The following is a 13,128-nucleotide window of genomic DNA, read 5'->3' as shown; positions in this document are numbered from 1 at the left end:
ACTACTCATTATTCGTTGGGGCAGGCATGATCGTTTCACGGCGGCGATTTCTTGGTCAGGCTTGTGGATGGACTGCGGGGCTTGGGTTTGGTTCAGTGGCACTGCACACGTACGCCCGAGAGTTCCCATCGTCACCTGTGCCTGCTCCTTCAGAGAGTCTTCGTATCCTGCATCTCACGGATATCCATATTAAGCCAGAAGATTTTGCGGCGGAGCGTTGCGATCGTCTTTTGAAGCGAGCCATTCAGGAGTGCGGGCAGATCGACCTTATTCTCAATGGGGGCGACTCGATCTATGCCGCTGACTATCCCCACATTTCTAAAGAACGTGTGCTGGAACAATGGCAACTATGGGATCGGGTCGTCGCCCCTCAGCTTGAAGGGCGCGTGGTGCTTTCGGCCTTGGGGAACCATGACATGTGGTGGGCTTCCCCGAACCGTTCCGATTCTATGTATGGGAAAGCCTATGCCCTGAAACGGCTGAAACAGGAAAAGGCCTATTTCAGTTACCGGTTAGGAGGCTGGCTGGTGATTGTTCTCGACGGCAATCACGACGGACTGTTTGATGCTGAACAACTCCGCTGGATGCACGAAGAAGTTCAACTCCAGGCGGACTTGCCAGTTCTCATCATGAGTCACCAGCCAATCCTGACCGCTCAGCAAGTCGCACGATCGGGCATGTCAAAACGCCAGCATGAAATTGTTGACAAACTGGTCGATTGGCGGCTTCAGTCGCGACCCATTTATTTCTTCTCGGGTCACGAGCATATCATCGACACTTTTTCTTTTGCCAACCTTAGTTTTGTATGCAATGGCGCTTTTAGTGGCGCATGGTGGGAATACCACCTGACCAATAAGCCGGGACGCTACGAAGGAAATAACAGCGTTGCAGGGACGCCAATGGGGTATGCCACGATTGATCTTAAAGCCGATGGAACGCTGTTGAATAACTACATAGAAACAACGGATTGCGCCAACGGAAAACTATTGGGCTGAAAAGCTAAAAAACCATATGCAAAATAAGTGCGGGTGACTTTGGAAAATTCACGACGAGAGGCTGTCCGAAAACCTGCATATCCTTCTCGCTGAGAACAGGCGAGGGAATATAGTTGGTATGGTCAAGTTTACTAAAATGGATTGATGTGAGTTGGCCAATTCATGCTGCGACGGCTGACCAAATCCACGACGGCTGACAAGACATCCTAAATCCCTGCGCCAGTTCTTAGATGCGAGGGATGTCAATCACGACCGGGTTCGCATCGAAGACAAACGTCTTCAGTGGGAGATCCGTTTTCTTGGCACCGGGGAGAACTAAGGTTTCCGCAGTGAAATTCTCGATGCCGGTGGCAGGATTGGTCTTCATCCGGGCACCAAAGAGGCGGGCAAACTCGGCAACCCGTGGATCGTCCTTGGACTGAAACGCTCCGACAGCGACATAGGATTCATAGCGGCCGTGATAGCAATAGGCTTCGACCCCGCGTTGACGAAGGGCGAAGGTCAACTGTTCGGCATCTTCGCCGGCGGTGTTCAGATTGACGCCGTCCGATTTGGCGAGCGAGCGATCAAATTTGACTGCGCCCTTGGCGACAGCGTCACTCCCCAGGGCACTGAGTTGTCGTCCCTGAAAGGTCGCCACTTTGACGCTGTATTTGCCTTTGGCATCAACCAGACCATGATGCATATTGGAATTCAGTTCGCGAAGGAGTGGATCGCTTTTCTGCTGTAAAGTGGAGGGATCGATCATGGGGTTGATCGACAAAAATGCGCCGGCCAATGGCCCTCTCTGACCAGGAGTCTCGCGGAAAATCGCACCGCTGGCGGGATCATCCAAAAACTTCGGTCGGAACTTTTTGACATAACGCAGTGTCTGCTGGGCGTCTTTCCCTTCAATGGAAGCATAGTTGCCAGCCAGTACCGAAATCATGCCACGTTGAGCGGCGAAGATGCGGTCATCTTCACGCCCTAATCGGTCAACTGTCTGCAGTTTTTCGACCCGGCCTTCCTGAACATGGACGTAAGCGGGAATGCCGACTTTACGCAGTTCATAGACGAGTTCATCAGCCGCCTGCCGGGCAGTGAGGCCGGTTTCAGTCCGGCGATCTTCCGGTGGCCTTTTGAAGCTGGCGACCATGATCATCCAGGGGCCATGCTCTTTAGTGAGAGGATAAGACTTGTTGCGGGCAGCGTCAGTGGCCAGCGCATCCAGACTGGACGTTGTCATCATCGCCAGAAGCAACACGGTATTCAGCAACGTTCGCACGGCAGACTCCCTTCCGAAGCGAACCCGGGGGACGGGTTAATTCACTGAATCGGCAAAAACATGCCACTTGTTCGCACCAACGGCGCATGGAAGGGCAGATCTTGCCGACTGTTTTCGAGGGGTTCTAGATTTTTTGTCAAAGTCTGTCTAGTGCATTGTCAAATGCTTAAAAGCGGGATTGAGCAGGCCGTCAAGTCCGACATCGGAGGACGTGACAACGCATGACGTCAAGCAATTCAGGAGGGTTTCCCGACGGGTGATTGTGAAAACGAGTGGTGGTGAAAACGGGTGATTGTGAAAAACGAGCCGCCCCGAAGACCGGTGATGTTTATTCCACCAATCTTCGGGGCGGTTTGCGGCCCTGGTAATAATTCTGGTTATGCGATCAAACTGGCCAATGCCTCATGCTCTGTTTCCACGAGGGGAATCAGGCGGTCAAAATGCGCAATTTCAAGGACTTCGCGAGCCACTGGTGAGGCTCCATAGAGCACCATTTTTGCTCCCTGGCGTCCAGCCTCTTCTCGGACGTGCCGCAGCACTTCCAACAGGCAGGAGCCAAAATACGGTGCCGCCGACAAATCGACGATCACCGCATCGGGAGCATGTTCCTGCATCGAGGATAAGAAGGTTTCCACTTCTTCCAGGATGCGTTCATCGGCAAGACTGCTGACTGATTTTTTCAAATGCAGCCGGAGCACATTTCCTTGCTTCCTTAATTCAAAATACCGAGCCGGGGCAACAGGGGCCGGCAACATCGGATGGCCCTCCTTCCAAAGAATCAGCGACACACTCACAAGACACCAGAGGACAACCTCCGGACAAAAAAGTTCATTGAACAAAGCCTCCTTTACGGGGATGATCCGGAGGAAAACCGCTTTCAGATCTCCTGACTCACTTCGTCATCACTTTTATATCAACAATGAAACAGCAGAAGGTTCATCAATCATCAAGCCAGACCAGATCAGATCAATCGTTAATCGCAACAAGGCGTTTGTGCAAACCATCGGTGCAAATCGTCAGTGCATTTGTCGGGCCAAATACTAAAAAACGATATACCTGAAAGGACATTTCCACGACGACAAGACACTCATCATTGGATTTACTGAGCCTGGGCTGAAGAACTTCTTACACTCCCGAGAAGACCTCGTAAAAAAGTCCGTCAGCTTTCGTTCATGGGGTGAACTTATCGCAAGCACATCCCGCTGATAAAAACAACAGACGCTTATTGACCCGCCGAGTTCCCGGAATGTTCGCGACGGTGCTTCTTCAACGTGACATAATTTCCCTGGTTCCCGTAGGTCACCTCATCCATAAACATCTGCATGAGAAGTAACCCTCGTCCACAAGGCTTCTCGAGGTTCTCAGGCTTGGTTGGATCAGGGATCATCCCAGGATCAAACCCCGGCCCTTCGTCGCGAATCTCAAACTTGGCTGTCATCGGAGAAAACTGAGCGACCACGTGGATTTTTCGGTCGCAGTAAGGAGGAATGCTCATGCGTGCGCGAGCAAGCTCATAGAACTGCCGATGATCGACTTCTCTCAGGCAGGAATCGACCTCCAGATTCCCATGAAAACAGGCGTTGGTCAGGGCTTCCTGCAACGCAATTCCCACACGAATCCGATCCGCTTCTCCACAAATCCCACTACGAGCGGTTTCTTCTTGAAGATATTGCACCAGAGCCGCAATAAGTTCCGGATCATTCTCGATAGAGAACTCAATTTTTTGTGACATGACCCGCTGAAAGAGTCGCTCCCGGGTGGCATCATCCCGGATGGCTTCCATCACATGATAAATCGCATCCATTAAGTCCTGGGCAAGACGGGACTTCGGGACATAACTCGCTGCGCCCAGCCTCAAAGCAGAGACCGCGGTTTCTTCAGTCCCGACCCCGGTCATGATGACAACAGGCAACGAGGGATGTTCCTGGTGGAGCGTCGTGACCAGTTCCAGCCCATTCAGTTCAGGCATTGCCAGGTCTGTCAGCACCACATCAGGGACTTGTACCGCAATCTGCTCAAGAGCATCCGTACCACTGATGGCTTCTGTCACACTCCAGGCGGGATTCGCCTTCAGTAGACCACAAACCAACCGGCGATCAATTGTCGAATCATCCACTACAAGGATGCGAGGCATAGCCGGATTCCGGTCACAGTGGCCTGGGTTTTTGATTTTGTTTGCCAGTGCCGTGTCATGGCTTTGTCTTCGGGTTGATGTCGCCGCAACGTCCTCCGTTGTCGGACTTAACTACAGAAGAGACCCGAATTTTATACATGACAATGCACTGGTGTCTTAAGAACGCCACAGCGTTGATTCAACGCAACAACTCAATCACCACAACATTTTGACAGCACGTAACGACCATCAAAAATTTCAAACAGCCGGCAGCCCTGCCGTGATCAACCACTCCCTGTTTTCCCAATTCTGCGATAAGAACTTCTCTGACCTGATCGGCGATCACAGGATCCGCACCTTGGGAAACTCCATTTGACATACCAATCAAAAGCAGATTTCGCTAGTGGTACGACCACTCTGTCCTGACAGGTTGTTGAACTTGTCCGCAGGCTCGCTGGCCTGCTCATCACCCACTGCTGAACCTGTCAAACCAGAATTGAAGCTCCACTTGTGCCGTGTCACCGCTTTGTCTTCGGGTTGATGTTGCAGCAATGTCTTCTGTTGTCGGACTTCACCACAGACCACACCCGAATCTTACATGATGACAATGCCATAGCGGGAGTCCCTGAGTCCCACCCGGGACCGGAAAATTAACGGGTTTCTGAACAAACGACAGGCAACTCTTCGGCAATACGCAAAATAATCGCATCAGCCACGACACGATTGGCATCGAGATTGGCTTTCTCTGGCAGTTGGCTCTTCTGTTTAATCTCCAGTTCCATCTCTTCGTATTTCTGGCTGATCCCCATGGCCCCAAAGGTACGGAACGCTCCCTTGAGAGTATGGCTGAGACGTTGAAAGGTTTTCAGATCTTTTGCTTCCTGTGCTTCATCCAGCTTATTCAGCAGCCAGGGAGTTTCTTCCAGAAAGGCACTGCCGACATCTGCCAAAAGCTCTCGATCACCATTTGTTGCACGCAGCGCTTCGCTCCAGTTGATATCCGCCAGGAGACCATCGGGCACGCCATCATTCGGTGATGAAAGAGCACTCGGTACTGAAAAGGCTTCCAGCTCTGAATCAGGCGGAGAGACTTCAACCTCTGGTAATTCGGGAATGGCTGTGGTGTCGAAGGGGATTTCGCCGGAGACCGTGCGAGTCTCTGGCGGTTGCTGAAAATCACTATTGGCGCGCTGCTCAATCATCTGGAAAAGTTGGCGGGCACGAATGGGTTTCATGAGATAGTCATCCATCCCTGCTTTCAGGCACTGTTCACGATCACCTTGCAGGGCATGTGCCGTCATCGCCACAATCGGGATATGTTTCCCCGTTCGCTTTTCGATCTCTCGGATCGCAGCGGTGGCTTCCAAGCCATCGAGTTCAGGCATCTGGACATCCATCAGAATCAGATCGAAAGATTCATGACGGAAACGCTCGATGGCCTCCCTTCCATTGTTGGCCACAAGCACCCGGTGCCCCCAGCGATCAAGCAGCCCCAGCGCCAGCTTCTGGTTGGCGATACTGTCTTCTGCCAGCAGAATCCTGCGAGGCCGGGGAGAGTGATCGGGAATCAGCGACTCTTTGCTGATGGTGAATTCCCGAGGCGATTTCCCCATGACCCCGACGATCGAATTATAAAGTTCAGACTGTTTGACGGGCTTGATGAGGTAGCCGGCGATCCCCAGTTGTTGACAACGGGAAAGATCTTCCAATCGGTCACCTGAAGTCAGCATCAGGATTTCGACGGAAGACAGGTTCGATTGAGATCTGATGGAAGCGCTGAGGCTAAAGCCATCTTCGCCGGGCATCTGCGCATCGGTGATAATCAGGGTGAAAGGTTCTCCCTGATCGATGGCATGCTGAATCTCGCGGCGAGCTTCAATCGCACTGGCAGCCATTCGCGGGCGCATTCCCCACACCAGAGTCAGTTCTTCCAGAATCTTGCGGTTGGTCTGATTGTCATCAACCACCAGCACCCGCAATCCCCGAAGTTGCGGAGGATGCGAGATGGGTGCGAGATCCCCACCCTGTGCCAGATTGATTTGAACTGTGAAATGAAAAGTGCTGCCTTTACCGATCACACTTTCGACCCAGATGCGGCCCTGCATTAATTCCACCAGACGGGACGAAATCGCCAGCCCCAGGCCCGTTCCTCCGAAGCGGCGTGTGGTTGAAGAATCGGCTTGTTCAAACGCTTCAAAAATGGTGGCGAATTTTTCTTCAGGAATACCGATGCCTGTATCGCAAACCTTGAAGTGCAGCGTCACCTGGTGATCAGACCGGTGTTCCACCGCAACATCGAGCACCACCTCGCCCCGTTCAGTGAATTTCAACGCATTGCCGACCAGATTGACAATAATTTGGCGCAGTCGACCCGCATCTCCCAGCATTTCATCGGGGACATCAGGAGGAACGTGATAAGCCAGTTCGAGCTTCTTTCGATGGGCACGATTGGCGAGCGACTTCATGGTGTCACCCAATGAATCTCTCAGACGGAAAGGCTGTTCATCGAATTGCAGCCGACCGGCTTCGATCTTGGAGAAGTCGAGAATGTCGTTAATGATTCCCAGTAGCGACTCACTCGAATCTAGCACCATCTGCAGATAGTCACGCTGCGCTGGCTTGAGTTCTGTATCCATCACCAGTTCGGTCATCCCGATAATGGCGTTGAGAGGCGTGCGGATTTCATGGCTCATATTGGCCAGAAAATCGCTCTTGGCCCGATTGGCCGCTTCAGCCGCATCCTTCGCCTCACGCAAGGCTTGCTCAGCGAGCTTCATGGGGGTGATATCACGGGAAACGCCAAAGGTGCCGACCACGTCCCCTGCGGGAGAAATGAGAGGCAGCTTGGTGGTCGACATCCAGCGGACATGCCCATCCGCCCAGACAACCCGTTCCTCTTTGCCCACAATCGGCAGGCGATTTTCCATCACCCGCAATTCATCCTGACGGGCAATATGTGCGTGCTCGGGGGTAAAGAAATCCAGATCGGATTTCCCAATCGCAAAATTGGGATCGGACAGGCCACTGGATGTGGCTTTTGCCTGGTTGATCCTCAGATATTTTCCCTCGATATCCTTGAAATAAATATTATCCGGGATGCTTTTCATCAGGCTGTTGAGAAGATCCCGTTCCTGATCCAGTGCCAGTTCGGTTCGCTTGCGATCAGTCACATCCGAAAAGACACCTTGAATGCCGATGCAGCTTCCTCGTGAATCATAAACCGGAGTTTTCATCACATGGGTGTAATGCACTTCACCGGACTGTGCCGAAAACTCTTCAATCGCCTCGAAATACAGATGCGTTTCAAAGACATAGCGGTCGTCGGCACGATACTTGTCGGCCAGTTCCGGCGGAAAAAAGTCGTAGTCCGTTTTGCCCACAATTTCGCTGGCCGGACATCCCAGAATCTCGCAGAGTTTGCGATTGGCAAATGTGACCCGACCATGCTGATCTTTCCGAAACATGGCATAAGGGAGCGTCTCGACTAATGAGCGGTAAAACGATTCGGACTCAATGAGTTTTTGCTCGGCGTATTGCCGTTTCAGCACTTCCGACATCTGTCGTTTGTGGGTCAGGTTGAGATCGTCGCAGACAGAACGAAGGGCGATCACCAACCGGTCTTGCGATGAAGTCACCGCCGGCGATTCGCCATGTCCCGCGCTGGTGATTTGCTGGACTCCCTGAAGTACATCCTGAAGCGGTCTTTCATAGGAAAAGATCAGATCGGCAGAGCCATCGACCCCTTTCAGGATGGCTGCTGTGTCACCCGCCTTGACCAGAAGCAGCACCGGGACTCGAAAATCCCACTGGGATTTGACCACCGGGAGTGCGTCCAGTGCTTCGCTTCCCAAGATGACAGCCGAAGGGGGAGATGCCAGAGCCGCAGTGAAATCACAATCCGCTTCCAGCGCCTCGACCTGATAGCCAGCATCGACCAGCGTCTGACGCAATCCCTCTCTGGCCGAGGGACGAGGTTCCACAATCAAGATGTTCGGCATGATGGAATCGGCCCGGTTAGACCCGTTTCCGGGTAAGTGCATTAGACCGCCATGGCTAACACCACTTGTTCATGACTTTCGTCATCGGATCTTCAGTCGACAACAAGAGGAGCGTGCCCTGGCTGGCAAAAACATCGGTGTCTGTTTGATTAAGGATGGCACAACCACACTGTCCTGACAGGTCGCAGAACTCATCCACAGGCTCGTGGGCCTGTTCGCTGCTCAGGGCTTGACCGGTCAGATCAGAGGGGTAGTTCCAACGGATTTTTCAGAGAGATCCTTCTTCGCTATTCCTTCATATTATCGGGATCCCTCCCCCGAAAAGATAGACCATTGTTGATCTATGACGGAACATCAGCTTGATGGAAATTTTGTATTTCTCAGAGCCACCGACAATCCCTCATCGATGACAACATGCTCCCTCTCCCGCTGGCTGGAGAGGGTCTGCCGGTCAAAGACAAATGTTTCCGCTCGCAACGTGCGTCCCGGCCTCATCAAACCCTTCTCCCTGAGGGAGAAGGTGGCCGAAGGCCGGATGAGGGGATTGGTCTTGGCTTTGGAAACACGGCTGGTTCATCGGCCCCCTCACCCCAACCCTCTCCCTCGAGGGAGAGGGCTCCTTCCCGGGCAGATTCTAAGCCCCACTGATTCCGCTTCATTTCAAGGCCCATGCCCTTAACGCCGGGAGATGATGCCTGATTTTCTGTAAGATCGCGATGACGTCATTCGTCTGGGAGGCCGTTCCCGAGAACGCGGTATGGTGCAGTTGGAGAACCTGCTGCGCCGCCTGGGTCGCATGCAGGCAGCCATCGTGAGTGCGATATCGTTTCGCAGAATGTGTTTCATGTAATGCTGAAAAACCGGCAGCAATCGGCAGCCCTTCCGCCTGAGCAGCGGCAATCCAATGCTCGCGAGTGACCCCTTCCCACGCAACAGGAACAAACCACAATCCCAGTTTGTATAACGAGACCGGCGACGGGGCGCAATCAGGCCGCAACAGACCTTCTGGCTGTTGAATGTCATCAAAAGCGCGGGCAATGCACGTAGCTTCACGATATCGGTGCTCGTCATCCTGTTTCAAATTGGCCAATTGCGGCCTTAAAGCCAGGGCTTGAAGCTCCGATAACGGATAGGATTCATTCCCTCGCTGGCAATAAAGTCGAATCCGGGCGGCTTGCCGGGGATGCGACGTCAAAACGGCTCCCCCTCGCCCAGCAGACAGTGGTTTCGATCCCCCAAAACTGAGGGTCATGAGATCCCCCTGAACCGGTTCAACCGAAGCAGAATCCTCTGCAGGAGTGAGTGGTGTGAATAGCGGCTCTGATGAGTTCCCCGAGAGTTGATACCTGCCTGGCGACTGGCAGGCGTCTTCGATCAGAACCACTTCTTTCGACCGGCACCAGTTGAATAAAGCCTGCCAATCAGGCCCTTGGCCATGGAGATGACTGGCGATCAGCGCCTTCACTTTCGGAGAACAGGCGTCATCCAGTCGATCCAGATCGATCACCCAGCGACCGGGTTCCACATCCACCAGGACCGGAGTGGCCCCCACTGTCAGCACGTTCTTGAAGTTTGCTTCAAAGTCGTATGCGGCCAGCAACACTTCGTCACCAGAACCCACCCCGGCAGCTCTGAGCGCCAGTTCGATGGCTGCGGTTCCGCTGCTCGTGAGAATGGCTTGCTTGCCAGGAAATCGACATTCCAGATCAGCGATCAAAGCCGCATGGGCGTCTCCCTGATAGACCGCCCAGCGATCACTATCCAATGACTGCACCAAAGCCTCAGCAATGGCGGCCCGCGGCAACAAACGGGGAGGGGCTCCTTGTGGCCAGATCGCGCTGCCGCCGAGAATAGCCAGCGGCAAGGCGATCCATTCTTCACGCAATACCAGTTGTCCAGAAGATGTCCGGGATTGATTCATGCCGCTGGTCTTCACAGACTATTGAGGAAAAGAAGTGGAACAGGAAACGACAACATGCTCGGGAAACCTGGTGGGTTTTCCTACTGCGACATGTTTTTCACAGCAAGGGCAGCATACGCATGGTGGATGATCTGTCTCCTCGGCCGCTGGGCGAAATTCTCAATCAACTCATGCAACTGCGTGGTTACAACCAGGTTCAGGGGGATGACAAACTTCGCGTCTACTGGAAGCAAATTGTGCCTGAGATGTATCGCCCTCTGACCCGGACAGCCAAAATCACACGAGGCGTTTTGCAGGTCTATGTCACCCATCCGGCAGCACTGAGTGAGCTATCCAGTTTCCACCGGCAGTCACTGGTGGAGCAACTCCAGACATTGATGCCCGAATTGAAGCTGAAAGATATCAAGTTTCGTCTGGGATAGCCGCAGTTTACGAGGTTTGAGAGAGATGCTGAAACAGGCGAAAGGCAAATGCCCTTTACCTGAAGGACAAAATGACCTGTAATCCATTCTGTTACTCATGATGGAGTGGTTGTCCCTCGACAGTGATGGCACACCTCGTTCAAGGATCCGAACAAGGACAATTGGTCGTGCGGGAATGGAGCCGCCTTGCGAGCCGAGTCAAACCTCACTGGAAACTTCTGGCGTTTGCCATGGGGTTTGGAGGCGCTGTTGCGCTCCTTTGGGGTGGCGCAATCCTCTTGACTTACCCTGTGATTAAGGTGTTTCTCGAAGGTGAGCATCTGAATGCCTACATTGCGAAGGATATTCAGACTTCGACCTCCCGGTTGGAAGCAGCTTACGCCGAACTTTCTGCTCTCCTGGGAGAATCTGCGCCGACGCCTTCTGAGGATGAACCTGGCAAGGAAGCTCCCGTATCCGCTTTATCCGCGATCCATCGCGATCATCAGCCTGATGCTCCGTCACCACTGCGAGTGGCGCGTCGACAGGCTTACATTCAGAAAGAAATTGACACCTGGGCCTATCGTATCTATTGGATGCGCTGGCTGGAATCGCATGTGGTTCCCTGGCTGCCCCAGGATCAGTTTCGCCTGTTAGTCGGCCTGCTGGTGTTGCTGCTGGTGGCGACATTTCTGAAAGCCGGCGCGACTGTCGTTCAGGATGTTCTGGTCGGATGTGTCGCCGAATTGACCGTCATGGATCTGAGAAAAGACCTTCATCGGCATCTGCTCAAGTCAGATCCTCTGGAAGTCGCCATGGCCGGCACGCCTAAAACCATGGCCACGTTTATGAACGACCTGCAGCTTTTGACTCAGGGATTGCTGCTGGCGGGTGGAGAAATCATCCGGGAACCTCTCAAGGCGATGGTCTGTCTGTCAGCCGCCTTGATACTGAACTTTCGGCTGACCTGCGTTTTGATCATCTTCATTCCTCTGGCAGGGGGTCTTTCATATGCCCTCAGCCTGCGGTTGAAGCGTGCCATCCATCGCATGCTCGATGCGATGTCGCGAATCTACCAGCAATTGGAAGAAACCTTTTCACTTTCCAAAGTCGTCATTTCGTTTGGAACTCAACGTGACCATCGGGCCAGATTCCGTAAAGAAAACCGCGAGTATTATCGCAAAGCGTTACAAATTGTCCGTCTCGACTCATTAAGCAGTCCTATCTCGGAATTGCTGGGGATGGGTGCGGTCATGGCTGTCCTGATTCCTGCAGGCTATCTGGTTCTGGAAGGGCAAACGTCGATCGGGCCGATTCAATTTACGAGCACGCCGATGGAATTCACTGACCTGGCGGTGCTCTATGGATTGATGGCTGGCACGCTTGATCCCATCCGGAAGATGGCAAAATATGTCACGCGCATTCGCCAGTCGGGAACATCAGCCGAGCGGATCTTTCAGGTTCTCGATACGGTTCCATCGATTCAAAACCCGGTTGTTCCCGTGTCGTTCACTCGTCATTCCGAAACCATTCGGTTTGAGAATGTGACCTTCGGCTACCCGCACCCCGAGGGCATTCCTCGCAAACCTGTGATCAACCAACTCGATCTGACGATTCACGCGGGCGAAACAGTCGCGATTGTCGGAACCAATGGCTCGGGAAAATCGACCCTGGTGAACTTGCTCCCCCGGTTTGCCGATCCGCAGGAAGGACGCATTTTCATCGATGGAATCGATTTGAAAGATCTCCAGTTGCGAGACCTGCGGTCACAGATTGGCATTGTTTCGCAGGAAACAGTGCTGTTCGACGACACGATTGCCGGGAACATTGCGGCGGGGCGCGCCTTTAACATGCCGGTTCCCAGCCAGACAGAGATAGAACATGCTGCGCGGATTGGCTCGGTGATGGATTTCGCTCAGGATCTTCCCGAAGGGTTGAACACGCCGTTAGGTTCTGGCGGTCGACAACTTTCCGGCGGACAGCGACAGCGGATTGCGCTGGCTCGGGCCATGCTGCGCAATCCGACCCTCCTGATTCTGGATGAACCGACCTCGGCCATCGATGCCCAGAGCGAGCAGGCGATTCAGCAATCGTTGCAGGAGTTCTCGAAGGGACGTACGACACTGATGATCACGCATGCGATGTCGCCTTCGCTGCTGAAATTCATCACACGGATCGTAGTGCTCGATCAGGGACGATTAGTCGCCGATGGCAACCATCATGACCTGTTAGAGACGTGCCCGATCTACCAGCGACTCTTCCAGGCTGAACCGAAGCGTGCAGCGGCGTGAAGTGAGTCCATGTAGGGCAGAAGTAGGGCAGGCCCCCGCCTGCCATTCCAGGTGTAGTAGGTCAGTCGTAGGGCAGTAGTTCCAGTAGTCGTCGGGCAGGCTCCCGCCTGCCGTCCCAGGTCAGTAGTTCCAGGTGCCGCAAACA

At 53.4% G+C, this 13,128-nt stretch carries 8 protein-coding genes; 3 read left to right on the top strand and 5 right to left on the bottom strand.

What is annotated here, in order from left to right; genetic code table 11:
- Nucleotides 1–26 precede the first annotated feature (26 nt).
- The gene (locus SH287x_RS19545) at nt 27–995 is read left to right on the top strand and encodes a metallophosphoesterase family protein (protein ID WP_479516078.1); all 969 of its coding nucleotides are present in this window, start codon (nt 27–29) and stop codon (nt 993–995) included.
- 226 nt (nt 996–1,221) lie between these two features.
- On the opposite strand, the gene SH287x_RS19540 is transcribed toward SH287x_RS19545, so the two are convergent.
- The 5 genes from SH287x_RS19540 to SH287x_RS19520 form a co-directional block, all read right to left on the bottom strand.
- On the bottom strand, nt 1,222–2,259 hold the full coding sequence (locus tag SH287x_RS19540; RefSeq protein WP_479516077.1) for a hypothetical protein: 1,038 nt from the start codon (nt 2,257–2,259) through the stop codon (nt 1,222–1,224).
- Nucleotides 2,260–2,636: 377 nt separating this feature from the next.
- A complete protein-coding gene (locus tag SH287x_RS19535; RefSeq protein ID WP_479516076.1) occupies nt 2,637–3,014 on the bottom strand; it encodes an STAS domain-containing protein in 378 nt (125 codons plus the stop codon).
- Between the two features lie 467 nt (nt 3,015–3,481).
- The gene (locus SH287x_RS19530; RefSeq protein WP_479516075.1) at nt 3,482–4,393 is read right to left on the bottom strand and encodes an ATP-binding protein; all 912 of its coding nucleotides are present in this window, start codon (nt 4,391–4,393) and stop codon (nt 3,482–3,484) included.
- Nucleotides 4,394–5,022: 629 nt separating this feature from the next.
- On the bottom strand, nt 5,023–8,370 hold the full coding sequence (locus tag SH287x_RS19525; protein ID WP_479516074.1) for a response regulator: 3,348 nt from the start codon (nt 8,368–8,370) through the stop codon (nt 5,023–5,025).
- Nucleotides 8,371–9,025: 655 nt separating this feature from the next.
- Nucleotides 9,026–10,291, bottom strand: coding sequence for a DegT/DnrJ/EryC1/StrS family aminotransferase (locus SH287x_RS19520; protein WP_479516073.1), 1,266 nt, complete (start codon nt 10,289–10,291; stop codon nt 9,026–9,028).
- A 119-nt stretch (nt 10,292–10,410) separates the two neighbouring features.
- Between SH287x_RS19520 and SH287x_RS19515 the strand changes: the two genes are divergently transcribed.
- Both SH287x_RS19515 and SH287x_RS19510 read left to right on the top strand, forming a co-directional pair.
- Complete coding sequence (locus tag SH287x_RS19515) at nt 10,411–10,713, top strand: DciA family protein (RefSeq protein ID WP_479516072.1); 303 nt, start codon at nt 10,411–10,413, stop codon at nt 10,711–10,713.
- Between the two features lie 125 nt (nt 10,714–10,838).
- Nucleotides 10,839–12,983 (top strand): ABC transporter ATP-binding protein, encoded by a 2,145-nt coding sequence (locus tag SH287x_RS19510; protein WP_479516071.1) that lies wholly within the window; start codon nt 10,839–10,841, stop codon nt 12,981–12,983.
- Nucleotides 12,984–13,128: the final 145 nt, after the last annotated feature.

Source organism: Planctopirus sp. SH287 (assembly GCF_056500625.1).
The sequence above is the reverse complement of the archived record's forward strand: the minus strand, read 5'-3'. Positions and strand labels throughout refer to the sequence as shown.